The organism is Exiguobacterium sp. LL15 (assembly GCF_024436095.1).
GTDB lineage: Bacteria > Bacillota > Bacilli > Exiguobacteriales > Exiguobacteriaceae > Exiguobacterium_A > Exiguobacterium_A indicum.
Window position 1 is genome coordinate 1,272,454 of sequence record NZ_JANFNX010000001.1, and the last position, 25,365, is coordinate 1,297,818.

Genomic DNA, 25,365 nt, shown 5'->3' on the forward strand with positions numbered 1-25,365 from the left:
AAAAGGCTGATTCCATGATGGAGTCAGCCTTTATCTGTATCGATTGTCTCGCTTTCGAGATATCGGTACAACGTACTTTTACTAATACCGGTCTGTTCTCGGATATCAGCGAGCGAATAGTTTTTACTTTGATACATCGCGATCGCGCGGCGGACATTTTCATCCGGCTTCCGCGGTCGACCGGTCTGCTTTCCTTGTTCTTTTGCTTTTGAGAGTCCGGCACGCGTCGACATGCTGATGACGTCACTTTGCAGCTGGACCAGGTGGCGTGCCGTTTCAAGAAACGACAAGGAAGCACGCTCGCTCGTCCGAATCTGTTCGCGGAGTGACCACAGCGTCGCACCGCGTGTCTCCATGTGCTCGAGCATCTCGATCAAGTGCCGCGTCGAGTCTGCTAAGATGTAGAGATGCGTGACGATGACTTCGTCTCCCGTCTGAAGGGTCTCGAGCATCTGTTCTAATTCCGTCCGTCGTTTCGCTGAATCATGCGTCTCGATGACACGTGTCGTCACATTCATCTTGTCGGCTTCCGCTTGTTGCGTAGAACAGTCTGGATCATCCGGATAGGGTCTCATGTAGAAATATTGCATGGATGGAGCTCCTCTCTGTCGATCACGATCGACGTCAGTTCCTCATCAGTATACCGTATTCTCACCTCCGTGCCGCAGAAAACCGAAAACAAGCCTTTCTTCTCATGTTCGTATCGACTAATTTGTGGTAAATTGAGTGGAAGTAAGTTTCTCGGACTCATCCCGATACCATTCATTCTTTTTAAATGAGGTGCTCATCATGAACAAAGAAGATCATCAACTCGCCCGTCAGCTTTTGACGACCTATTTCATCGGCACACAGTTAGCGACGGTCCATGTCGCAGGCTACGTCACGCTCGAATTCATCAATTTGTTCGATACGACTGCGCCTGAACTACGACTTCGGATCGAGACGGATCGTCTGTTTTATGGCGATGTCGAGACGACACAGGACTGGGTCGTCCGCCATGCGACGAAGGAAGAGATGTTACACTTGATCGTCTCGCTTCACGCGGAACGCATCACCGGTGTCCGGATCGGAAAGACGGCACCCCACTTATTCCTAACGTTTAGCAACGGACAAACGCTCGTCCTGAACGGATCGGATACATATTATGAATCGTGGGCGATCGATATTGGTCTTGCGCCACACCGAGCCGATGCAACGATCGTCGCTGTACCGGGTGACGAACTAGCCGTCTTCTCCGGCATCGGTGAACAAGTTGAAGACTAAGACACGCATGGAGTGGTGCGACTGGATCATGCCGCTCATTGCGTCACGTTACCCGAATCACTGTGCTGTTTTACTTGCCGGCAGCCATACGCGAGGGCAAGCGACCGCTCAATCAGATGTCGATGTGATCATCTTTGAAGTGAGTCGAGGTCAGGCATACCGGGAATCGTTCATTCATGATGGTGTCCCGGTCGAAGCATTCGTCCATTCCTTTGAGACGATCCAGCCGTTTTTCGAGAGTGACCGGGAACGTGGTCGCCCGTCCCTGCAACGAATGATTGCTGACAGCTGGACAATCGAGGATCATCCGCGACTTGCAACTATCCGTCAGGAAGCCGTTCAACAATTGGCGGACGGACCTGTTGCGTGGACGACTTCGGAACAAGAGCGCGCACGTTATTTTTTAAGTGATATGCTCGACGACTTCGAGAGTGTGACGAACCGCGCGGAAGGTTTAGCGATTGCGTCACGTTTATATGAACAGAGCATCGAGTTCGTCCTTCGCGCCAATCGTTGCTACATCGGGCAAGGGAAGTGGGCGATCCGTGCTCTTGCGGAATTTGACGAAGACTATGCTAGTCGACACACAACGGCATTCGAGTTGTATTATCAATCGGATGACCGACGAGAAGTCGTCGCATTAGTCGATGATTATCTTGCACCATTTGGCGGGCGTTATTTTGACGGCTTTACGCTCGGGAAACGATAACAAGCAAAAGGAGGTACGCTTTCGGATCAATCGACCGAAAACGTGCCTCCTTATCGTTCGCTTCTGTTTAACGCCAATGGGACGGACGGAGTAAGCGACGCGGTAACTGCGTCGCTGCATTGCCGATTGCCGCATTGATTTGTGCCTGTGTCAAAAAGAGTGCATCCGTCAGATCGGCGTCCTTGACGTTACAGTCTCGCAAATCCGCCCCGAGAAAGTTGACTCCGCGCAGGTTACTGCGCGATAAGTTCGTCGAAAGCAACCACTGGTTCTGAACACTGGCACCTGAGAAATTACGTCTTGGTAACTGTTTTCCGACCCAGTCGCGTGGTATCTGGTCGCGTCTTCCGCTATACTGAGCTTGAACACGCGATGCAATCATTTCAAGGAGTGGTCGGACGGTTTGACGAACCGGTATCAAGTCAAGTCGTTCAAATTGATCGGCTGGTAATGCCGCGTACCGGGTCAGTGCGGCAAGCGTCTCATCGAGTTGATCGTGAATGTCACGGGTGACATCGCGTTTTCCGTCGGTTATGTACCACATCATCTCAAACAAATGAACCATCTTCGGGAAGGCAGCATAGATCGCTTGGCGTCGCTTAGGTGCATCATCGCCTTCGAATGTCTGCTGTGACAGATGTTGTCCAGCACCAAAACAATCATAGACGGTACAGCCTTTGTAGCCGCTGTCGCGTAATCGGTCATGGATGCGACAGCTGTAGTCCGCGTCAAGATTACGACACGGTGTCGCTTCCGGTTTGTCATGACCAAAATCACTGGATTTCGAAAAAGCGAGTGCGGTACAACATAAACCAAAACACTTCGTACAATCAATCTGGAATGTAGGCTCCATATGATTCACCTCCACTACTACTATAACAAGAAAGGAGTTTGGACATGCTGCAATTTCAACTTAATGAAAATGAGGACGGACAGGACTGGCTTAGGCAGCAAGTGCGTCAATATAATGTCGAGCGTTCACCGCTTCATGCGACGAAACGCTCCGAGGGAACACAAGCCGTCACATTACTTGCGACACGTGACGATCAACCAATCGGTGGCATCTCAGGGGAAATGTACTGGGGCTGGTTACATATTGAATGGTTCTTCGTCGTCGAAGAGGAACGGGGAAGCGGGCTCGGTACTCAGTTACTCCGTCAACTGGAGGAATGGGCACGAGCAGCGGGTGTTCAGCGAATCCGCGTCGAGACGTTCTCATTTCAAGCGCTTCCGTTTTATGAGCGACAGGGATTCGTCGAAGTCGGACGAATCGATGACTATCCACCAGGGATGAGCTATCACCTGCTCGTCAAACAGGTCGACCGATGAAACGGCGTCTCCTCCTCATCTTATTGTTCGGTCTCGTGCTCGGAACGCTGACGGGGATACAGCCACGTCAAGAGACCGTTTCCTTTACGGCGAAGCAAGCCGCCCGGTTATATACACAGATGACGAACACACCGGTCGAAGCGCGCGACGTCTATTTCGTCGAACGACTGTCTGGGCATTATGCCGTCGCGTATCTTGAAGCGAAACACGACCGCTTGTTTTTGCTCCTGCAACAAACCGATGAGGCACAACGAATCGACCGAATCATTCGCTCGAAACAGACGAGGGAGACGGACTGGTTCGAAGGTCGCTTGTTGACGACGGACGAAGGTCGATACCTTGTCGCCTACGGCATGAACGGTTCGAAACAAATGAAATCGATCCGGTTCGAGCCGTATAAGACGACGGCTGATGGCGAAGCGCCGCTTCGTCCGATGCAACGCTCCTTGTCAGTAACAAATCAGGAACGTTTCCATACTGTCCAACCGTTACCGGATGCCTTCCCGCATTCGCTCTATTTCGAGATGATCGCGACGAGCGTAGACGGAAAAGAGACGATCCAGCGATTGACGTTACCAAGCGATAACGCATCCGCGTTTTCAACCCGGAATGACTTTTAGTATACTGAAGACGAAAAAAGGGGGAGAAGAACATGTGGATCGTCATGAACCAGTTACACGTCGTCAAAGGTGCAGCAGATCAAGTCGCAGCGCGTTTTAAGACGACGAAAGGAATTGAACGAATGGAAGGGTTCCACCGGATGCAAGTCCTCGTCGATATCAGTCAGGCAGAAGAAGACATCGTCACGATCATGACGACATGGTTGAATCAAGCGGCATTCCATGCATGGCAAGAGAGTCAAGCGTACAAAGGCGTGCACCATAAGCGGGATAACGGAACGTCGGAAGTCAAACCGCTCGTGACGTCGAATACCGTCACGGAATATGCGATCGTCGCTGATCACAGTGCCGTCGTGGACTAAACACTAACACCCCTGAGAAGACTTCTCTCAGGGGTGTTGTTTGTAATGATAGATTAGAATGTTTTCCCGTAATCTGGGTATATTCTAACAAACTAGATGAAACGAGGTGACACCGCATGGTCTATCGTAAACCTGTCGTCTCTAGCCTGTCCGTCCTCGGTGGTATGATCCTGCTCTTTGGTTTCTTGACGAGCGGTAGCTTCATTTATCTCTACTTCTTCGTCTTGCTGTTTGCTTGCGTCTCTTTCTTACGTGAACCGTTGACGCGTAAAGAGTGGTTACGCGAGGGGATTGCCTTTATCTTCTGGTGTTCCTTGATTTATTTGCTCCAACATCTCATCTTTATGGTGTGAGTCATTTTTCGTATAGCTCAAATAAGGAAAGGATGATGTCACGACCTGATGCTGATAAGTGAATCGACACGTCACGTTTCGGATCCTTCAAGTAAATATCGGTCTTTTTGACACGCTTGTCGAGATAAACTTCGTATTGTTGTCCTTTCACTCCTTTTCGGAACGTCAAGTATTTCCACTTCGCCCGTTTTCCTCGTACGTCAGCCTGTTCACTTGTCTTGATTGCTTTTTGCAATTTCCCGGACTCATCACTCGTCATCATGATCGTATCCTCGACTTTAAGACGATCTTTAGAAGAATCGCTTTGATCATAAAGATAATGCTTGAACTGCTTTTGATGGAAGAGTGTTATGTCATTGATAGTGGATAGAACATCTTCTTCCGATAAGTCCTGTCGAGCAAGCTCAGACGGACGTTCCATCGTGTGCTGAATCGACAATTCGTAGCGGAATTGGTGTCCGTTTTTTTCTGTTGCGATAAGCGTGCCGTAATGTTCCGGTGTGCCGTCACCAGGAATGAAGCGGACTTTTCCGGGCTGTTTCATCGCATGGATCGACGTCTCCATCTGCTGTCCACTGATCAATTGCGGTATGCGTACAAAGGAGTTATACGATATATCGTCATTCTCATTATATTTCTCATTGTACGTCAGATAAAGCTTCGTATCTTCAGTAAAGGGAGTAAGGGCTTCTGCATAGACGACGAATGTCTTTCGTTCGTCTTTTTTCGTTACATCAGTCGCTTTCATCACCAGGTAACCTGATCCAGGTAGCGCTAATTTTCGAACAGAACCGTTTATGATGTTATCATCACGTGAGAACCAGTCCTCTTTTTTAATGGTGTCTGGATGGACTTCTAACTCGTTCGGATGTTCAACCAGCTTCGTTTTCGCGAAGACATCTTGTTTGGTTGATAAGAGGTGATACTCGCTGTCAGCCATATTCTGACAATACAGATATGTTTGTTCTCCGGACTGGACATAACGAGCCATTTGTCCTAAGTAATCTTCAAATGGTGCCGTCATCACGACGGAGAACGTGTCACCGTAAGAATAATTTTTTGGAGCTTTTACCGCTTTTGATCGACACTCCTCCATGATGACACTCATTTCCTTTTCCGATAACATCTTCGGAGGTTCTTTGCCTTTAAACCGCGCTCCATCATACAATTTCGATAAGTAATCCCATTTGAAATTCGGCGCATCACTTTGACAACCGCTTAACGCGAGCGTTGCTGCAAGTGTGAGTCCGATCCAGTAACGTTTGTTCATTTGTTAAGCACCTCACTGAGTGCTTCACTTGTCGTACCCGACAGCTTAGCACCGTTCTTTGTTCCCTTTTTGACGACATAGATTTCAAGCTTTTTGGCGCGTTTGCGTTCAAATAGCTCGAACGTTTGGCTTTTTCCTTGGCGCATCAATGTTAATTTTTTCTGATTTAGTTTCGTGCCCTGTGGCTCCATGACATCGGTCTCTTTTAATTCCTGAGCGATTTTTTTCGCTAATTTATCCGGTATTGCCGAGACAAACTTATAATCGCTCTCGACGAGCTGTTTCGGTGATTGATGGATAAAACCGACATAGCTGGTTGGCGATGTATCAAAGAATACGTATTTGTAATTCGCGGGTTTTTCGTAAGTCGGATTGAGACGCATATAAATCGATGTTTCCTGAATGATTTTGCCTTCTTCTTTCTTCCGAACAGTCGCAAAAGGAACCGTCTGTCCCACTGAAAGTGTATCAGGAAGTTGTTTTCGTTCGATTTGATACGATTGCCCCATCACATGATCTTGAATGACGGATGGAATTCCGATACGATCACCACTGGTCATTAGTTCGATTGATGTATGTTGCAAACCACTATTCGGAATGACACGAAAAGCTAAATTCAATTCGGAACCGGATAGGGATTCGGTCGTCTCAAAGAGTGTTTGTTCGTCGTCCTTACTTTTGTCTTTCATGAAAAGAACGAATTGACCTTCCGGTGGTAAGGACAGCTGGTAGGACGGGAAGAGGTAATGTCCCATCTCTTTCGATTGCTTACTTTCTTCATTTTCCTGTTTTTGCTGATCCATTACTTTTTTTGGTACAGGTTTAAAGCGGACAATCGTCGATTTAGCTTTAACCGGTTGTTTTGACCAATCAACGAATGGATAATCACTTCGCTTAATCTGATGGACCGTATAATCTGCGTGGCGAATCGGCTGACAGGCCAGATAGTCCTTTTTTTCGTCTGATAGGAAACGAACGTGTTGGAATTCACGCCCTTGGACATTCGGAGGCAGGAAGTATAAGTCAAACCCTTCGTGTTGCACGTATCGGTCAGGTAAGTGCTTCATGTCTGGTTTTTGCTGACAAACCTTCAACAAAGCAGCCGTTTGTTTTTTGGGGAGATCCGGTATCTCTTGCCCATCAAAAGTAGTCGAAATACCGCCCCAGTAATTGGCATCATATGTAAGGTCTAAGTATTGTTCTTTACCGCATCCGGCAAGTAGGACTGCGCCTGCGAGAATACCGGTATGTATATAGCGTCTCATGAAAACCCTCCTTCATCCTAATGACTATATTTTACCATAATTTCAAGAATAGACAGAATTTTCTATAACACTTTAACATCAAGATGTTTGACATCTCTTGAGTCGGGAATAATAGATGCATGCACGGTCAATCTATTACTATGGGGGTTTTATGATGGGTACATTCATTCAAGCAGTTGATGGCACGAAGATTTATGTCGAGGATGTCGGATCGGGTCAACCAGTCGTCTTTCTACACGGCTGGCCAGCAAACAACAATATGTTCGAGTATCAAAAGAACCTGCTCGTCGAAGAAGGGTACCGTTACGTCGGGATCGATTATCGCGGTTATGGCAAATCAGATGCGCCGGCAACGGGATACGATTATAAGACGATGGCGTCCGATATCAATGAAGTCATCGAACAGCTGAAATTATCGAACGTCACGTTGCTTGGCTTCTCGATGGGAGGAGGAATCGCCTTGTCCTATCTCTTGCAATACGGGGATTCAAAAGTCAGTAAGCTCGTTCTCGCAGGAGCTGCAGCACCTGTCTTTACACAGCGAGACGGCTATCCATACGGAATGACAAAAGAAGAAGTCGATGCGTTGATTGCCGATACGAAACAAGATCGTCCGTCGATGCTTAAAGGATTCGGGGAAATCTTCTTTGCGAAAGAACATCCAGAACCACTTCAACAATGGTTCCATGGACTTAGTATCGCCGCTTCGTCCCACGGTACGATTCAGTCAGCGATCGCCTTACGTGACGAAGACTTACGTGGGAAACTCGGAGACATCAAAGTCGATACGTTAATTATCCACGGTAAAAAAGACCAAGTCTGTCCGTTCGAGTTCGCGGAAGAAATGCAAAAGGAAATTCCACATGCACGACTTGAAGTCTTCGAAGAGAGTGGGCACGGTATGTTGCTTGATGAACAAGAGAAGTTCAACGAAACGTTACTCTCGTACGTTAAAGGAAATCAAACCGTCTAATCCAACAAGCCATGGACACCCGTCCATGGCTTGTTTTTGTGTACAAAAAAAAGTGTGCGCCGGCGCACACTTTTAAGGGCGATACTTCCGCATGAACCGTTGATCAATCCAGCGCTTCAGGTACCAACCGAACGGGTGAGTCGAATACTGATTGCCATACAGGGAAATCGCATGACGCGATCCCATCGATAAAATCGTCAAATAGTTCGTTTGCGGACGATAGGTTTGCAGTGTCTCTTCCTGGACGTACCGTAAGAGGTTTGCCAGTAAGATCGGTGCTTGCCGGACAGCTGTGACGCCATTCTTTGGAATATCGGGATAAGCGACGAGGGTCGCCGCGTCACCCGCAGCAAACAGACTCGGATGATCGAGCGCTTGCAACTGTTCATTGACGATTAGGAAACCGTCTTCCGTATAGAGCTTGCTGTCTGCAAACAATGCCGGTGCTTTCGCACCCGTTAAGCGGATGATCGCATCCGACTCGATTGGAGGGTGATGCTTGAAGCGGAGTGGTGGTTCGTCATCTATTGGACGTTCCCGGATCCAATATACATCGAGTTCTTTTAACCGTCTCGCAATCGCTTCCGCTGCGGGGTGTCCTGAAAGTAACTCTGGATCCGTGATCAGTGTGATCGGTACACCCGCTGCTTTTAAGGACGCCGCCATCTCGACGGCCGCTGCACCACTTCCAATCAAGACTGGACGCTTTGCTTGTTGCAGACGCTTTAATGTATCGGGTAACCGGTAGTTCGGTTTAATCGATAATCGTGTCGTATCTTCCGCCCAATCGAACGAGCCAATATTCGTCGAGACGACGTCATAGGTGTAGCGTCTGCCGGATGCACCGAAGACGAGCTTTTCATCGGGGTCGATTTTGATGACGGTCTCTTCGATGAACTGTTTATCATTGGCGCGACACAGTGCGGCGACGTCGATACGGATCTCATCGATATCGTACGTTCCGTCAGCAAGTCCGGAGTACATGCCCGAGTAATATTGGTACGTCGAGGCATTTAAAATCAGCCACTCGACGTCTTCTGTTGGTCCATTGGTAATGCAATGCAGATGAGCGTGCCCTGCACCAATCAAGAGGATTCGTTTCATGTCGTTCTCCTTCAATCTGTCTTGCTAGAATGTACCCGGATACGGGTGGCGATAATCATAGCCAAAAGACAAGACTGATGAACAGGAGGATGACCATGAGATAGATAACATCCTGGCGCTGAACGACTGGCACTTCATAATATGTCCGTTCTGCTGAAAAATGACGGGCTTCGAAAGCGATCGCCATCCGTTCTGCCCGCTGGATCGATCGCGAGAAGAGCGGTAAGCCGATTGATAGGAACGCATCACCAGGAAAGCGACTGTGAACGTTCCGAATCATCCGAACTTGCCGTAAGACGCGAACTTCTTCGACCAGTTGAGGCAGAAAGCGGATCCCGGCAAGAAATCCGTACGCGAAGCGAGGCGACACCTTTGCTTGGTGAATCAAGCTCATCACGAACCGGGTCGCATCGGTCGTCGTGACGAAAGCGAAACTTAAGCAGACGAACGTTGCCATCCGTAAGGCAAGTAACCAGCCGTGCATAACACTTTCCGATGTGACATGAAACCAACCAAACGACCATAGAGGATTCGTTCCTTTGCCGAAGGCTGCCATCATCCAGAACGTCAATAAGAATAATAGACTGTAAGGTGCGAGTCGTTTCAAGAAATCGTGAGGACCCCACCCGGAGAGGAGTAGCAGCGCGATAGCAAAACTCAGGAACACCAACGTCTTGACCCAGTCGTTCGTTGCAATCAAGGCAAACATGATCAAAAACAATCCGCTACCTTTGATGACAGGATTGAGTTTAGCGAACGGTGACGCGTTCGTCTGCATTGCGCTTCACCTCCTGGAATTGGTACGAAAGTGGACGTTGTAGCTGACAGCGTTCGAGTAACGGAACATCAGCGAATAACTCGCTCGGACTTCCATCAAAGGCAATTCGGCCTTGCTCCATAACGAGGACACGATCCGCGTATCGGGCGACGAGTTCCATGTCGTGCGTTGCCATGACGAGTGTCGTTCCGTTTTGTTGTTCCGTCAACAACTGTTCCATGAGCCGCCGTGTCGTCAATCCATCCTGTCCGAACGTCGGTTCATCGAGCAACAATAAATCCTTCGTCTGCCCGAGCATCGTCGCGACGCTGAGCCGTCGTTGTTGCCCCGTACTAAGCGCAAGCGGTGACTGCTCTTTGACAGATGCGAGTTCCAGTCGTTCGAGCAACGCTGTGCGCTCATCACTCGTCGCTGCCCGGTGACTCCAGTCGATTTCCGCTTCGACTGTCAGTTTGAGAAACTGCAGATCCGGTTGTTGAAAGACATAGCCGACATGCTCATAAAAGCGTCGCCGGGAGTAACGCTGAGCCGAACGTTCCTGGAACCGGTATGTTCCTTGATGCGAGAGCAACCGACCGAGTGTTGCAAGCAACGTACTTTTCCCGGAGCCGTTTGCCCCGAGCAGCATCACCCATTCTCCCGTCTTCAGGGAAAATGTCGCATCGGTCAGCGGGTAAGGGGCTTTCGTCGATAATGCAGCGACGTGTAACAAGGGAATGCCTGCAGTAGCGACTGGAGGAAGCACATGAAGTCGCGCTGCTTGTGGTCCATCTATGGGTAACGTCTCTAACGTGTACGGATACAAAGAGGGAACAGCGATCCCTTTCGATTGAAGATCCGTATACGCCTGCGGGAACAAATCCTGCGGATGCGCCGTTGCAGTCACCGATCCGTCCTCAAGTAAGACGATTTTGTCGATGTAAGGTAAACAGACATCGAGTTGGTGTTCGATCAAGACGATCGTTAAATCATGTTCTTTCTGAATCTGAAAGATCAACGCCATCAGCTCGTGTTGCCCGATCGGGTCAATCTGAGCCGTTGGTTCATCGAGTAATAAGATCGTCGGCTCAAGTGCCAGGACCGCAGCGAGCGCGAGGCGTTGTTTCATCCCCCCGGATAGACTCGCGATTGGTGTCGAGAAGGGGAGAGGGAGACCAACGAGTGCGAGTAAGCGTTCAATTCGTTCCTCCATCTCTTCGCGTGGAATCGACCGGTTTTCTAAGCTAAAAGCGATTTCGCGTCCGATCGTTTCCATGCAGAACTGTTCTTCTGGGTTTTGGAATAGCACTCCGACCGAACCGGACCGGGTAACGGTTCCCGTCTGTTCGACTTCAATCGTCTCTGGTGTCAGTCCGGCTAGGGCATGAAGCAGTGTCGTCTTGCCACTCCCGCTTCGTCCGAGCAGAAGGGTCGTTCCTTGCTCGATCGTCAGCGATACATGATCGAGCACCGACTTCATCTGACCGGGGTAGCGGATGCTGAGATCGTCGACAGTAATCATGCGACTTCCCGTTTCGCACGTCCTGCCGCAAACCCGTTCAAGACACCGGTCGCAACAAGGCGACGGACGAGAATCGCTGCAAGCAAGCCGCCCAGTAATGCGCCACTAATTAATTGTAAGCCAGTTGTCGCAAGCAACGTCGTCGTCGTGTAGTAACCGAATCCGTTCGCGATCAGACTATAGACAATGCTACCAATCGCGGCTCCAACACCCGATAACATCAATGTCCAGGTGTCATAACGACGATAACGCGTCATCGCAAAGACGAGTTCCGCACCAAGCCCTTGGCATACCCCGATCAGTAGAGCCGATAAACCAAAGTGACTACCCGTGAACAGCTCGACGGCTGCCGCGACGATTTCCGCGATGAGGGCGGCACCTGGTTTTTGAATGATTGCTGCGACGAGCGGGCTCGCGATGATCCAGATCCCAAACATCCAGTTGGCACCGACAGGTCCGAAGATCGCAGACATCGGTAACCAGAGTGTTGACCAACCAAGATAGATGACCCCGCAAGCGACGGCGAGCATCATCATGACCATGATTTCTTTCATTTTCCAGTGTTGCATTAGGTACGTCCTCCTTAGAATGGGGGAGACGCCAAAAAAGACCGCCCTCCGTAAAAAAGAGAGCGGTCCTCAGAAAAACTGCGCGCAGCAGGAGTCATTGGATGTGATCGCTCCACTTTCCTACGCTAGTATGAACTAGATCAGGTTCGAAGGGTCCGAAGTGAATCGTCTCAGCCAAATGGGCTCCCCTAGTGGATATGGTAATAGGTGATACGCTGTTCACTTTAGGCAATCTTCTGTCTATTGTCAAGACACAAAAAAACGATACGCCACGAAGGGCGTATCGTCAAACGACTTATTTGTTGTCTTCGTTCTCTTCTTTTGCTTCTTCTGAAGACTCTTCCGTAGCTTCCGCTTCGTTGTCTTCACCAGCTTCCGCTTGTGCCTCAGCTTCTGCTTCTTCGATTTCCTCAAGCTCTTGTTCAAGCGTTGATTCGACGACAGCTGCGACTTGAATGTCGCCTTCTGTGACGATACGGAAATCTTTTTGTTCTGGAAGATCAGCTACAGAGATCGAATCGCCGATTTCGAGGTTCGTGACGTCGACTTCGACGTTCTCTGGTAATTTATCTGGTGTAGCTGCGACTGTTACTTTAAAGAGTGTCTGTGACAGGAATCCACCGACTTTAGCGCCAGCTGCTTCGCCGACGAGTACGACGTCTGCTTCGACTTCTGTCTCTTCATCCATTTTAACGGCGATGAATTCAACGTGATCGACAGTTGGTGTGAAGACATCCATATCACGACGGTTGATCAAGACGTTAATATTTTTACCGTCGAGTTTCAGTGAAATCAAGACGTTCTCACCGTTTTCTCGAACGATTTTAAGCAATTCTTTTTCTTCGAATGCGATTGGTGTACTTTCCACTTTGTAACCATACACGACACCAAGAGCTTTTCCTTCATGACGTAATTGTTTACGGAGTGAGCGTGGACGTACCTCGCGTTTTTCGGCTGTTAATTTAACTGACATGTTCATTTCCCCCTTGAATTTGGTATAGCCCTCAAAAGGTAATGAATGTAGGAGCAGGACAAGTCCTGAACAATTTAAATATGCTAAGACAATCGGTTTCAGACTCTTTTGAATCTGACGCTTTCGTGACTTTGCATTTCTCTCCCAGGTCATTACGCTGATATTGAGAAACATGTGTGAGTAAGTCACCGTTTGATGCGGTGCTAGTGAGTTTATACCCCTATGTTTTAAATCCTTAAACCTCTATTTTTTATTTTTTAAAGTCGAAAGACCTCCAAACCGCTTGAAATCAAGGGTTGAGAGGTCTTTCGTTTTTTTCATTTTTTATGGTGATGCGTTGGTTTTCACGAACCAGCACGCGGACGAGACGTTCGATGTGCCGCATCGTCGTCTGTCCCATCGTTGAGATTTGGAGCCATTGATTATGGACGAGATAGTCGCTTTCATATTGAACATGATAGCCTTGGATCCGGAGAGCGTCTCCTAAAGCGGTTGCCGACGGATGGACGATCGTCAGAATTCCCGGCGCTTGTGCTTCTTGCGTCGCAAGCAGGTTAAAACCAGTCGCGCGAACGGCCTGTTCGAGATAGGTCATCTTGATAGCGGCTTGATCGAGATCAAGGGCATCGAGCGCTGCCTGACAAGCCAGCAACAAGTTCGAGGAACCGGAAAAGGCGACGCCTTCCGCATAGAGTCCGAGATCTAGATAACGTGGAATACGTGGAGAAGGTAGGACGCGATCTACGTGACCGATGAACGCAAGACCCGGTAAACCCCCAATTGCTTTTCCGGAGACGGTCGTGACGAATCTGCAGCCGGCATACGAGAAACGCCCGGTTCCGACGGCGCTGATCGCATCGACGATGAGTGCGGTTCGTTGTTCTAACAGCGCTTTTACCGCATCGAGATCGTAGAGGACGCCCGTTGACGTCTCACAATGCGTCAACCAGATCCAGTCGTATTCCGTTTGATGCAGTTGACTCGCGAGTTGTTCCAAGTCGATCGGGTGACCGGATGGAAGCGAGTGGACATCAAAGGACTTTCCTGCTCGTGCTGCGTGATCGATCAAGCGTTGACCGAACTCACCACCGTTTAGGATCAACCCATGTCCACTCAGTTGTTGTGCGACGATATCGTTGGCGAGCGTACCACTGCCGACAGCCATCGAGACATGTGGCAAATCCAGCAACTGACACATTCGGTCCCGTAAATTTTGATCGAGCTGACGCATCGATGCCGTCCGATGCGGGCGCGGTGCTTGTTGCGCCGCTTGACGGACCGTCGGAGCGACTTCGACCGGACCGGCTAGAAAATGCAGAGGACGTAAAACGTCCGCGATGACGGATCGTTCGTATGTCGCGCGCGACAACAACATCGGTACGAACTGGGCGTCACCACTACCGAGCGTCGCTGCGATTGGTGTGAAGCCGAACCGCGCATATAGTTTAGCTTCCCGTGTCGTACCACTGATATAGACATGATCAATCGTTTCCCGTTCCAAGTAGACCATCAAAAAGCGCATCAATTGCATGAACGTACGACTATTGCGGTATTCGGGACGAACGCTGAGTAAACGGATTTCCGCTGGGTCCGTCAATGTCTCATCTAACGTCACGCCTTTTTCCTCAAGTGAAAAAGGGCGATGCTTCCGAATAGCAATCATCGCGACGAGTCGATCGTCTTCCTTGCCGATCAGATAAGTATTTTGATCATGAAACCGGTCAATCCGTTTCCGTTCGGTGTTCGGTTGATGTTGCGGAATCTCTTCCGTGAAGGTGAGGTAGTTCAGTTCATGGATTGCTTCCGCGTCCGAAGCGGTGGCAATGGAAAAGTCGATCATGAGATGTCCTCCTTATGTAATGACTAGCTTGTGAAGTGCATCATGAGCCCACAGGACAAGTAGACTTACGGCAACGGTACACAAGATATTGATGGATCCTGCGTCAAAGTAGACGGGGAGTAACGGGAGCAGAACAACCGGAATCAGCCCTGCTTTGACGCTATCTTTCGTTACGAGATAAGACAGACCGAGTATGCCTAGTCCGGCAAGATATGCCCACGGCGTGATGGCGAAGACAATTCCGGAAAATACGGCATACCCTTTACCGCCGCGTCGCGGATGAAACAACGGAAACAAGTGACCGATGAGCACGGCAAGAGCAACGGGATAAAATGCGTCTGTGATCTGTAGTGCAAGAACGGTCTTCGCGGCATCAAACAGATACACGAATAAAAAGGCCGGGAGCCCACCGGCACGATGGGCGTTGCGAGCACCGATGTTTCCGGAACCGACCTGAGCCAAATCGGTTCGACTGACGTACTTCCAGAGCGTACCGCCCAGAATACTGCCGATAAGGTAACCAAGCAGAAGATCAAGGATCACCGATGTTCCTCCTTTGTTTCTACGAGATGAACGAGTTCTTTGACGGTCAAGGCATCACTGTCTGGAGCCGTCAGGACGGCATCGACCATCTGGGCTTTTCGATCTTGTAATTCCGTCATCTTTTCTTCGATCGTCCCGCGTGTCAGCAATTTGATGACCGTCACGTCGGATTGTTGTCCAAGCCGGTGGGCACGATCGGCAGCTTGCTGTTCGACTGCGGGATTCCACCAGCTGTCAAAGAGGATGACGGTATCAGCAGACGCGAGATTCAGTCCCGTTCCGCCGGCTTTCAGGGAAATCAAGAAGAGATCGACTTCACCGTCATTGAACCGATCGCATAACGCCACCCGGTCTTCGAGTGGTGTCTCACCCGTCAACAGGAAGTGGGGGAGGTGACGTTGCGCGAGATCCGAGCGAATACGCTCGAGCATTTGTGTATACTGCGAGAAAATCAAGATCCGCTTTCCGGCTGCCCGTTTTTCGGCAATCAATGAGAGCAGACGCGTTCGTTTTGTTGCTTCTCCTCTGTATCCCTCGACGAATAATCCCGGATCGTTGCAAATTTGCCGCAAACGCGTTAACCCAGCCAGTAACTTCAAACGATCTTCGCGTTTCATCTCGTCTAAGTGTTGCAGCGTCTCGAATTGCAATTTGGCAAGATACGACGCATATAAGCGTTTTTGGTTCGGACCGAGCTCGACATAATGATGTTCGATCTGTTTCTTCGGTAAATCCTGTAAGACATCTTGTTTCTCACGCCGTAATAAGAACGGTTGGATGAACCGTTGCATATCGTCAAACGACCATTTCTCAAACGTCATTAGATCCGGCAGTAGCTCTGGAAACAGGACATGGAAAATCGACCAGATATCACGCGGTCGATTCTCGAGCGGTGTTCCCGTTAAGGCGAAACGGCGTTTTGCTTGCAGATGCCGTAGTTGACTGACTGTTTGCGACTGCGGATTCTTCAAGTGCTGTGCTTCATCAAAGAAGACGACGTCATATACAGGGTGGCGACGGACGTCGGTCCGAAGCGTCGTATAGGAGACGATCGTCACCGTATCGTCAGGTAAGTGCTCCAGTTCGCGGAGTCGGCTAGTTTGAGAACCCGTGACGACATGAACCGGTCGATTGGGTAAAAAGCGTTTCAGTTCTGCTTCCCAGTTGCGGAGCAGTGACGCCGGCGCGACGATGAGCGCACGACGGTCAGGAATCGTCGCGATATAACCAATCGCTTGAATCGTCTTCCCGAGCCCCATCTCATCGGCTAGGATCCCGTGACATCCTTGTGCGTCCAAATTCTTCAGAAACTGGATGCCCGTCCGTTGATACGGATAGAGTCGTGACTCTAACGAATTCGGCAAGTCGAGCCGGAATCCTTGTCCGGATTTTAATTCAAGCCATTTCTCGAGCAAATCAGCGTGAAGATGGAGGACGGAGGCGCCGATCAGATGCTTCATGTTCCGGACGGCAGGTAAGACGATTCGTCCATCGCGTAAGTCGCGTTCACTTGCTTCCATCTGAGCGAGGACCCGTTGTAACTGCTGAAAAGCCCTTGTTTCTAAAGAAACGAACTGTCCAGATTTCAAGCGGTGGTACCGTTTTTGTAAGACGAGCGACTTCAGGACACGTTTCAGCTCATCTTCTGGAATCCCGTCCATTGAAAAGTTGAAGATGAGCCAGTCGAGGCGGTCCGTCACGTCGACTTCGATCCGCGGATGAAACGGTCCTTTTGGTAACGTCGTCCGGATCGCTTGTGTTGCAAATAACTCCAGTTGACCGAGCGCAATCCGTTCGTCAAGCAGGCTCCGCAGAAAGGCATATTGCGCGGCGTCACGCGTAATGATGTAGCGCGTGTCACGTGGCGTTGCTTGGAATTCACGTAAGAAGCGTAAGACACTTTGCTCCGTTACTTGATCGCGACCAGCGTAAATCGTCTCGTCGAGCGGATTCAGCTGAATCCCTTGATAATCAAACGACACGCGGACTTCGACTTCTTGAGCCGTTCGGTCGAGATGGAGTTTGACGATTGGTGTCCCGGAAACGATTCGTTCTTGCAAATCAGGACTGAACGAAACATCGGCGACTTGCTGCAAATACTCTGTCTGTCCAAGCAGACGATCGAAGTAGGGCAGGGACAGTTGATGCTGTTGCTTGTCCGTCAGTCGTTTGAGCGTCACGACGGGTCCGGTCAGTTCGAAATGAATCGCTACCCGACGATCCGGTGTGAGACTGCGTAAATAATGGCGCGCGCCAGCGTCATCGACTTGGATCGCCGTGAACGGACGGATCTGCGGCGATAGCGGTGTCGGTGTACCATGCGCCTGAACATGATGCATCGCTAGTAAAACGGCGACGATATGTCCACAAAACGATGTATCCATCGCAAGTGACGGACAGTTGCATCCAGCGTCGACACCGTGCGCTTTAACGCGAACGATGACCGTGAATCGTTCTTCACCGTCGACACTCGCTTCGATCAGCTCGTCACCCATTCGGTAATTGTGCAACGTGACCTTGCGGGCGGCGACATACTTCTTTCCCCGTCGAAAGGCATAAGCATCAGACATCTGTTTGATTTTCCGTTCACTGAGCCCGTAATTCATGTTATTCCCCCTTTAGTTTACATAATATAATTATCGTTCACCATCGAATAAATCGACGGCGCGTTTTTTCTCGGAATCACCGATATGGGCATAGACTTGTGTCGTTGCGACGGATTCGTGACCGAGTAGCTGCTGGATCGTCAGAACGTCGACCCCACCGGTCGCAAGTCGTGTTGCAAACGTATGCCGCAGTTTATGTGGTGTAATTTTTTTGCGCTCTAAAAAGGGCAGGACCGGTTTTAAGCGTTCCGTGTGCCGCTGCAAAATATGCTGGACTGCCCGTGGACTGAGTGGTTTTCCGTGTTTTTGAAAGACAGGCACGGCGCCGCTCGTTGGCATCTGATAATGAATCGCGTATTTGCGCAAGGCAATCCGAGCTGGTTTCGCGAGTGGAATCAGTCGTTCTTTGTTACCTTTCCCGATGACGCGAAGCGTGTTTTCGTGAAAATCAACATCGTTCCAGACGAGTTGGGTCATCTCACTGAGGCGCATCCCGCTATAACCGAGCAGTTGGAACAACGTCACGTCGCGGACGCGATCGCGTTCATAATGTGATGCTTCCCGGGCATTCATCTCGACGTTTGACGGTAACAACTGAATCAATTCATCCCATTCGCGTTTCGTCAGATAAACCGGTTCCCGTTTTGCTTGTTTCGGACGATTGACTTTGGCGACCGGATTTTCCGACAACTGCCCTGTATCGACCAAATAACGGAACAACGACTGTAATGCTGATAACTTCCGATTGATGACACTTGATGCATTTTGTTTCGTTAAGGCAAGATATTCAGCGTAAGCTTCGATCCCTGCTGCATCGATCTCGACAAATGCTTCGAGCGGAATATCCCGCGCCGTTACTTCTTCACCAGACGCTGCAGCGACAAATTGAAAGAACGCTTCGTAGTCGTAAACGTAGCGACGCATCGTCGCTAACGAGAAATGTTTTGCTGCTAACTGATCCAAATAGGACTGAATGAAGCGTGGCATCCGCTCATAACCGGGAATCGCTGGTGCTGTAGCCGAAACGGTCGTTTTATGTATCGTTTTTCCTAGGTTTTTAAATAAACTCATCCGACAATCACCCCTCTAGTGGTAGTATACCAAACGTTGGTGCGTCAGACACTTGTTTGCGTGAAATAGTTATTTCACGCAACGTTAAATTGTCAGACAGGGAGCGCTCAGTTGCATCGACAACGCACCAGACGGGTCGTTGGTCAACTCGATGCACGTGAGAATTTAACCTATTTTTATCGTTTTTGAGCTACGACATTCTCTTTAATGACAATAATAGTATTATGTCACCTCAATCATCAAAAAAGAATGAATATTCAATTTCGCTCTCAGTTGCATCGAGAAGTCGTTCGACGGGTCATCGGTCGACTCATTTGATTTCAAGACGATTTCTGAAAAACGTCGAAAACGTGCTCGATTTCGCATACTTCATCTCGGTTCGGGTATAGAGTGTTAGGTAAGAGTTATTTTCATAAGGGGGAGTTCTAGATGATTACCGATCAACAAGCACGTCAATATTTGAAGGATGCGAAACGCATTGCCGTCGTCGGCGTCTCGAGTGATTCCGGAAAGACCGCGAACTGGATTGCTGACTACTTAGTCCAACACGGATACGAAGTCATTCCAGTCAATCCGACATTAAACGAGTGGAACGGTCAGAAAGTCTATCCGAGCGTCGCAAGTATTCCAGGACACATCGATATCGTCGATGTCTTCCGTCGGTCTGAGTTTTTAGCGGATGTCGCCAAAGATGCTGTTGCTCACGGTGACGTCGGGATGATTTGGAATCAGCTTGGTCTCTCGAGTGTCGAAGCAGAAAGTCTCGCACTTGGTGCTGGTATTCCATATATTGAGAATCGTTGCATCAAAATCGAGCATCAATATCTGTGAGTCATCGCACGATTTCAGGCATCTTCACCCGTTCGTGAAGGTGTCTTTTTTCATGCGCTTTACAGGTTATGCTTGTCAGGAAGCAAGAAGATGCCTACAATTAGAGACAGACTACTCGAAATAACGAACGAACGTTTGTAAAAACGACGTCGTACTTTCGAATTTTGAGGTGAAATGAATGGCGACAGACTTAAATAACTACAATGATGATGCCATACAGGTGCTCGAAGGACTCGAAGCAGTCCGGAAGCGCCCAGGTATGTATATCGGTTCAACCGATCACCGTGGACTTCACCATCTCGTCTACGAAATCGTCGATAATGCGATCGATGAGGCACTCGCAGGGTTCGGGGAACAAATTGACGTTACGATCCATAAAGATAATGCAATCACGGTCCGTGACCATGGACGTGGGATGCCAACGGGGATGCATGCGTCTGGAAAACCGACTGCTGAAGTCATCTTCACGGTCCTTCACGCTGGTGGTAAGTTCGGTCAAGGTGGATATAAGACGTCTGGTGGCTTACACGGCGTCGGGGCGTCGGTCGTTAACGCCTTGTCAACGGATCTGAAAGTGACGATCTTCCGTGACGGGAAACAATATGAGCAAACGTTTGAAAACGGTGGGATGCCGAAGACGACGTTGCTTGAAACGGGTACGACGCGTCAAAAAGGAACGAGCGTTTACTTTAAACCAGATGGCTCGATCTTCAGTACGTTGACATACAACTACGATACGCTCGCGGAACGCTTACGCGAATCCGCTTTCTTGCTGAAAGGTCTGAAGATTACGCTGACGGACGAACGGTCCGATAAACAGGACATCTTCCAGTACCAAGACGGTGTCAGCGAATTCGTCCAGTACTTGAATGATGATAAAGATACGCTTCATCCGACGGTCGCGTTCGAAGGTACGGAAAACGAGATCGAAGTCGATATCGCCTTCCAGTTCACGGATGCGTACTCGGAAAACGTCCTGTCGTTCGTCAACAACGTCCGGACACGCGACGGTGGAACACACGAAGTCGGTGCGAAGACGGCGATGACGCGGGTCATGAATGAATATGCCCGAAAGAACACGCTCTTGAAGGAAAAGGATAAGAACCTTGACGGAAATGATATTCGCGAAGGGTTGACGATGATCGTCTCGATCCGAATTCCGGAAGAATTCCTTCAGTTCGAAGGACAAACGAAGTCGAAACTCGGTTCACCGGAAGCACGGACGAGCTGTGACGCTGTCATCAGTCGTCGTCTCTCGACGTACTTGGAAGAGAACCCGCAAACGGCGACGCTGTTGATCAAAAAAGCGATCCGCGCAGCGCAAGCTCGTGAAGCAGCACGCAAAGCCCGCGAAGAAGCACGAAACGGGAAAAAGAAGAAACGCTCGAGCATCTTGAACGGAAAACTGACACCTGCTGCTTCGAAAAACGCAGACAAGAATGAATTGTTCCTCGTCGAGGGTGATTCTGCCGGTGGTTCTGCGAAACAAGGACGGAACCGGACGTTCCAAGCGATCCTTCCTCTCCGTGGTAAGGTCTTGAATACGGAAAAAGCGAAACTCGCTGACATCATGAAGAATGAAGAAATCAACACGATCATTCACGCGATTGGTGGTGGTGTCGGAGCCGATTTTGACTTGTCGGATTGTAATTTCGACAAAGTCATCATCATGACCGATGCCGATACCGATGGCGCGCATATCCAAGTCTTGCTATTGACGTTCTTCTTCCGCTACATGCGTCCGTTGATCGACGCTGGGAAGGTTTTCGTTGCCTTACCACCGCTCTATCGTGTCTCAAAAGGAAAAGGCAAATCGGAGAAATTTGAATACGTCTGGGACGAAGAGACACTCAAGAAAACGACGAAGAAATTCGGTAAAGGTTATATGATCCAGCGTTACAAAGGACTTGGGGAGATGAATGCACCACAGCTCTGGGAAACAACGATGGATCCCGAGACACGGACATTGATTCGGGTCACGATCGACGATGCTGCTGTTGCGGAAAAACGTGTCTCGGTCTTAATGGGCGATAACGTTGGTCACCGCCGGACGTGGATCGAGGACAATGTCGCCTTCGGTCTCGCGGAAGACCTCTCGATCATCGAGAATGAGCACGTGACGAAAGAGAGTGTGAACGAACATGTCTAATCTACAAAACATCCTGAACCTGTCGCTCGAGCAAGTCGTCGGCGACCGGTTTGGTCGTTATTCGAAATATATCATCCAAGATCGTGCCTTACCGGATGCCCGGGATGGTCTGAAACCGGTTCAACGCCGTATCTTGTATGCGATGCATACGGAAGGCAACCTGTTTGACCGTGCTTACCGGAAATCGGCGAAGACGGTCGGTGTCGTCATCGGTAACTACCACCCGCACGGTGATTCATCGGTCTATGAAGCAATGGTCCGCTTGAGCCAAGAGTGGAAACTGCGTTACCCGTTGATCGATATGCAAGGGAATAATGGATCAATCGACGGCGATAGCGCGGCAGCGATGCGGTATACGGAAGCCCGTTTATCAAAAGTTTCGAGTCTGATTCTCGACGGGATCAACAAACAAACCGTCGATTACACGCTCAACTTCGATGATACGACGGAAGAACCGCTCGTCTTACCGTCACTCCTGCCGAACTTGCTGATGAACGGTTCGACGGGGATTTCCGCTGGTTATGCAACCGAGATTCCACCGCACCACGCGGGAGAAGTCCTCGATGCTGCGATTGGTCGGATTTCCGGTACGGTCCAGAACGTCGATGACTTGTTGACGCACATGCAAGGTCCTGATTTCCCGACTGGTGGTGTTGTCCAAGGGCTTGACGGCATCAAGAAGGCGTTCGAGACAGGACGCGGGAAAGTCATCATCCGCTCGCGCTCAACGATTGAGACACTGCGGGGTGGTCGTCAGCAAATCGTCATCACGGAGCTCCCGTATGAGGTCAATAAAGCCAATCTCGTTAAACGGATGGAAGAACTCCGTCTTGATAAAAAGGTCGAAGGTGTCGCTGAAGTCCGTGATGAGACCGACCGCGACGGCTTACGGGTCGTCATCGAGTTGAAGAAGGAAGCGGACGCAGAAGGTGTCTTACACTTCTACCTCAAACAGACTGACTTACAAATTGCCTATAACTACAACATGGTCGCGATCCATGAACGGACACCGCGGCAAATGGGCGTCTTGACACTACTTGATGCGTATCTTGCACACGTCAAGGAAGTCGTCATCCGCCGGACAGCGTTTGATCTCGAACAAGCGAAACGCCGTCAGGAAGTCGTTTCTGCCTTGATGACAGCAATCTCTGTCCTCGATGAGACGCTTGCCTTGATCCGTTCTGCGTCGAACAAAGCGGACGCAAAGGAGAAGCTGATCGCGCGCTTCAACTTCACGGATCGCCAAGCGGAAGCTGTCGTCATGCTCCAGCTGTACCGGTTAACGAATACCGATATCGTCGAGTTGCAGGAAGAAGCAGCGAAACTCGAGAAGGAAATCGCTCGTCTTGAGAAGATCCTTAACGATGAAAAGACACGGAATCGTCTCATCATCAAGGAATTGACAGTCTTGAAGGAACAAGTCGCGGACAAACGTCGCTCGACGATCGAAGCGGAAGTTGAAGAACTGAAGCTGAAGACGGAAGTCATGATCGCTGTCGAAGAAACGATGGTCTTCCTGTCGAAAAACGGGTACGTCAAACGCTCGTCGCTCCGTTCATTCGGTGCTTCGAACGACTTACCGGACTTGAAGGAACAGGATCGTCCGTTGCTCCAAGGCCAAGCGATGACGACGGATCACTTGATCGTCTGGACCGTTCGCGGGAATTACTTGCTGATTCCGGTCCATCAATTGCCGGATACGAAGTGGAAAGATGGCGGTCAACACGTCGCGAACCTCGTTCCACTCGAACCGGGTGACCGGGTTCTCTCAGCGGATCTCGTCCGCTCGTTCGACGAAGCACAGCATTGCTTGTTCGTGACTCGTCAAGGGATGGTCAAACGCTCGAAACTGAGTGACTACAACGCCCAGCGGAAGTCAAAACCACTTCAAGGTGTCCGTTTGAAGGCAGACGACGAAGTTTTGTATGCTCAGGTCTCAACGGGTCAAACGGAGCTGTTCCTTGCAACACAGAACGGTTTCGGTCTCTGGTTCACGGAAGACGACGTTCCTGTCGTTGGTGTCCGGGCTGCCGGTGTTAAAGCGATCAACCTGAAGGATCAAGATGTTGTCGCGGGTGCAATTGGCTTCAAGGAAGCACCACAGATCGTTCTCTTGACGCAACGGGGTGCCTTGAAGAAAATGCGCCTCGCGGATCAGTTCCAAGTCTCGAGCCGTGCGCTCCGTGGCTTACAGTTGCTCCGTGATTTGAAATCGAAACCACACCAAGTCGCAGCATTGATCGACGTCACACAAGCGAAAGAATTGGTCCTCAGCGGAAAAGAGCAAGAGAAAACGATCCAAATCGGTTCGTTATCGTTCCTCGACCGCTTATCGAACGGTTCATTTGCCTACGATGAAGAGAAATTCGGTCCCTTACTCGACTGGTATACACGATAAGATGAGGCTCCTCCGGATAACGGGGGAGCTTTTTTAGACTTAGCGGGGCAGGAGAGGGGAATTTTGAGACGAATGCTCGGAATTTTGAGATTTATCGCTATAAATATCGTTTACAAATTGAAACACTGACCAATAACGGCTACAATAGAAGAAATAGTCAGGTCACGATTCGTCACGAACAAGCGTCGGGTCACGCGTCTCCGCAGCTTTGCTTATAGCGTCAATTGATCAAGCAGCTACGGGACCGTCCCTTTAGCTGCTTGTTGTGCAATCTGCCGACCTTGGAGAGGTGATGAAGATGAAATTCAGACGTCGCGAAAAAGTAGCAATCTATATCACTCGGGAAAAACCTAACGGATGGGAACTACTTGTTTTTCATCCACAATCGGCTCCTGAGAGTGATTGGCAGATCCCGGCAGGTACGATCGAAGATGCTGAAATCGCTAAGGAAGCGGCTGTCCGTGAGACGCTTGAGGAAAGTGGTCTCTCGTTAGCATCCGTCCAGTACATCGGCGAAGAAGAGATGCGCTATCCGGAGCGAATGCGCGTGCATTACACGTATTTCTACCATGCGCACATCGAATGCCAAGAGAACCGCTGGACGCATTGTGTGGCTGGTGACGGTCAGGATTGCGGTGATTTCTTTGATTTCGCGTGGTTGCCACTTGATCGGATCACGCAACTTGAACGCCGCCATCATATATTCCTGGATCGTTTGATTCATCGATTGGAACGGACACGTCCGTATGATTGTCGAAAACACGGTTAATTCCGTGTTTTTTTGTTTTGTCTCACTATCTTAAGTTTACCCTGATTATGAGACAAAATTTTATAACTATTGATAATATATGTTATGTT

Annotated in this window: 24 protein-coding genes and 1 riboswitch; of the genes, 11 read left to right on the plus strand and 13 right to left on the minus strand. The window is 49.7% G+C overall.

All coding sequences use genetic code 11. From position 1 onward, the window contains the following. Positions 1-23: 23 nt before the first annotated feature. Positions 24-590, minus strand: a complete 567-nt coding sequence (locus tag NOM72_RS06440; protein ID WP_023468356.1) for a recombinase family protein — start codon at positions 588-590, stop codon at positions 24-26. A gap of 199 nt (positions 591-789) precedes the next feature. Between NOM72_RS06440 and NOM72_RS06445 the strand changes: the two genes are divergently transcribed. Both NOM72_RS06445 and NOM72_RS06450 read left to right on the plus strand, forming a co-directional pair. Beyond that, positions 790-1,263: a hypothetical protein gene (locus tag NOM72_RS06445; protein ID WP_029341746.1), complete on the plus strand. Its 474-nt coding sequence runs from the start codon at positions 790-792 to the stop codon at positions 1,261-1,263. After that, on the plus strand, positions 1,244-1,972 hold the full coding sequence (locus NOM72_RS06450; protein ID WP_255998286.1) for a nucleotidyltransferase domain-containing protein: 729 nt from the start codon (positions 1,244-1,246) through the stop codon (positions 1,970-1,972). The genes NOM72_RS06445 and NOM72_RS06450 overlap by 20 nt, the downstream gene beginning before the upstream one ends. A 67-nt stretch (positions 1,973-2,039) precedes the next feature. On the opposite strand, the gene NOM72_RS06455 is transcribed toward NOM72_RS06450, so the two are convergent. Beyond that, on the minus strand, positions 2,040-2,825 hold the full coding sequence (locus NOM72_RS06455) for a pentapeptide repeat-containing protein (RefSeq protein WP_255998288.1): 786 nt from the start codon (positions 2,823-2,825) through the stop codon (positions 2,040-2,042). Between the two features lie 44 nt (positions 2,826-2,869). Between NOM72_RS06455 and NOM72_RS06460 the strand changes: the two genes are divergently transcribed. From NOM72_RS06460 to NOM72_RS06475, 4 genes are all read left to right on the plus strand, one after another. Next, the gene (locus tag NOM72_RS06460; protein WP_255998290.1) at positions 2,870-3,301 is read left to right on the plus strand and encodes a GNAT family N-acetyltransferase; all 432 of its coding nucleotides are present in this window, start codon (positions 2,870-2,872) and stop codon (positions 3,299-3,301) included. Next, positions 3,298-3,921: a hypothetical protein gene (locus tag NOM72_RS06465; RefSeq protein WP_255998292.1), complete on the plus strand. Its 624-nt coding sequence runs from the start codon at positions 3,298-3,300 to the stop codon at positions 3,919-3,921. The genes NOM72_RS06460 and NOM72_RS06465 overlap by 4 nt, the downstream gene beginning before the upstream one ends. Before the next feature lie 32 nt (positions 3,922-3,953). Then, a complete protein-coding gene (locus NOM72_RS06470; RefSeq protein WP_023468350.1) occupies positions 3,954-4,283 on the plus strand; it encodes an antibiotic biosynthesis monooxygenase in 330 nt (109 codons plus the stop codon). 116 nt (positions 4,284-4,399) lie between these two features. Continuing rightward, complete coding sequence (locus tag NOM72_RS06475) at positions 4,400-4,636, plus strand: hypothetical protein (protein ID WP_023468349.1); 237 nt, start codon at positions 4,400-4,402, stop codon at positions 4,634-4,636. Position 4,637: 1 nt separating this feature from the next. Here NOM72_RS06475 and NOM72_RS06480 read toward each other — a convergent pair whose 3' ends face one another. Together NOM72_RS06480 and NOM72_RS06485 are read right to left on the minus strand one after the other, a co-directional pair. Then, entirely contained in the window at positions 4,638-5,906 is a 1,269-nt protein-coding gene (locus NOM72_RS06480) for a hypothetical protein (protein WP_023468348.1), read from the minus strand. Then, on the minus strand, positions 5,903-7,171 hold the full coding sequence (locus tag NOM72_RS06485; RefSeq protein WP_255998295.1) for a hypothetical protein: 1,269 nt from the start codon (positions 7,169-7,171) through the stop codon (positions 5,903-5,905). Before NOM72_RS06485 ends, NOM72_RS06480 begins: the two co-directional genes overlap by 4 nt. Positions 7,172-7,325: 154 nt before the next feature. Here NOM72_RS06485 and NOM72_RS06490 point away from each other — a divergent pair, with 154 nt between their 5' ends. Then, a complete protein-coding gene (locus tag NOM72_RS06490) occupies positions 7,326-8,144 on the plus strand; it encodes an alpha/beta fold hydrolase (RefSeq protein WP_023468346.1) in 819 nt (272 codons plus the stop codon). A gap of 72 nt (positions 8,145-8,216) precedes the next feature. Here the strand turns inward: NOM72_RS06490 and NOM72_RS06495 are convergent, their stop codons facing one another. The 9 genes from NOM72_RS06495 to NOM72_RS06535 form a co-directional block, all read right to left on the minus strand. Next, on the minus strand, positions 8,217-9,248 hold the full coding sequence (locus NOM72_RS06495; protein WP_255998298.1) for an NAD(P)/FAD-dependent oxidoreductase: 1,032 nt from the start codon (positions 9,246-9,248) through the stop codon (positions 8,217-8,219). 55 nt (positions 9,249-9,303) lie between these two features. Next, complete coding sequence (locus NOM72_RS06500) at positions 9,304-10,026, minus strand: energy-coupling factor transporter transmembrane component T family protein (protein WP_255998300.1); 723 nt, start codon at positions 10,024-10,026, stop codon at positions 9,304-9,306. Then, the gene (locus NOM72_RS06505; protein WP_255998302.1) at positions 9,998-11,527 is read right to left on the minus strand and encodes an ABC transporter ATP-binding protein; all 1,530 of its coding nucleotides are present in this window, start codon (positions 11,525-11,527) and stop codon (positions 9,998-10,000) included. Before NOM72_RS06505 ends, NOM72_RS06500 begins: the two co-directional genes overlap by 29 nt. Continuing rightward, the gene (locus NOM72_RS06510) at positions 11,524-12,096 is read right to left on the minus strand and encodes an ECF transporter S component (protein WP_047390306.1); all 573 of its coding nucleotides are present in this window, start codon (positions 12,094-12,096) and stop codon (positions 11,524-11,526) included. Before NOM72_RS06510 ends, NOM72_RS06505 begins: the two co-directional genes overlap by 4 nt. Before the next feature lie 100 nt (positions 12,097-12,196). After that, positions 12,197-12,296: riboswitch (TPP riboswitch) on the minus strand. Between the two features lie 95 nt (positions 12,297-12,391). Then, positions 12,392-13,069 (minus strand): 50S ribosomal protein L25/general stress protein Ctc, encoded by a 678-nt coding sequence (locus NOM72_RS06515; RefSeq protein WP_023468341.1) that lies wholly within the window; start codon positions 13,067-13,069, stop codon positions 12,392-12,394. Positions 13,070-13,358: 289 nt separating this feature from the next. Beyond that, complete coding sequence (locus NOM72_RS06520) at positions 13,359-14,909, minus strand: GNAT family N-acetyltransferase (RefSeq protein ID WP_174316320.1); 1,551 nt, start codon at positions 14,907-14,909, stop codon at positions 13,359-13,361. Between the two features lie 12 nt (positions 14,910-14,921). After that, positions 14,922-15,452 (minus strand): glycerol-3-phosphate acyltransferase, encoded by a 531-nt coding sequence (locus NOM72_RS06525; protein WP_058713097.1) that lies wholly within the window; start codon positions 15,450-15,452, stop codon positions 14,922-14,924. Next, a complete protein-coding gene (locus tag NOM72_RS06530; protein WP_255998307.1) occupies positions 15,449-18,058 on the minus strand; it encodes a DEAD/DEAH box helicase in 2,610 nt (869 codons plus the stop codon). The genes NOM72_RS06525 and NOM72_RS06530 overlap by 4 nt, the downstream gene beginning before the upstream one ends. Positions 18,059-18,088: 30 nt before the next feature. Further along, on the minus strand, positions 18,089-19,129 hold the full coding sequence (locus NOM72_RS06535; protein ID WP_195865040.1) for a tyrosine-type recombinase/integrase: 1,041 nt from the start codon (positions 19,127-19,129) through the stop codon (positions 18,089-18,091). Between the two features lie 429 nt (positions 19,130-19,558). Here NOM72_RS06535 and NOM72_RS06540 point away from each other — a divergent pair, with 429 nt between their 5' ends. The 4 genes from NOM72_RS06540 to NOM72_RS06555 all read left to right on the plus strand — a co-directional run bounded on the left by NOM72_RS06540 (position 19,559) and on the right by NOM72_RS06555 (position 25,276). Next, complete coding sequence (locus NOM72_RS06540) at positions 19,559-19,960, plus strand: CoA-binding protein (RefSeq protein ID WP_023468336.1); 402 nt, start codon at positions 19,559-19,561, stop codon at positions 19,958-19,960. Positions 19,961-20,138: 178 nt separating this feature from the next. Next, entirely contained in the window at positions 20,139-22,109 is a 1,971-nt protein-coding gene (parE, locus tag NOM72_RS06545; protein ID WP_023468335.1) for a DNA topoisomerase IV subunit B, read from the plus strand. Next, the gene (gene parC / locus NOM72_RS06550; protein WP_058265960.1) at positions 22,102-24,507 is read left to right on the plus strand and encodes a DNA topoisomerase IV subunit A; all 2,406 of its coding nucleotides are present in this window, start codon (positions 22,102-22,104) and stop codon (positions 24,505-24,507) included. The genes parE and parC overlap by 8 nt, the downstream gene beginning before the upstream one ends. A gap of 298 nt (positions 24,508-24,805) precedes the next feature. After that, positions 24,806-25,276, plus strand: coding sequence for an NUDIX domain-containing protein (locus tag NOM72_RS06555; protein WP_231681758.1), 471 nt, complete (start codon positions 24,806-24,808; stop codon positions 25,274-25,276). Positions 25,277-25,365: the final 89 nt, after the last annotated feature.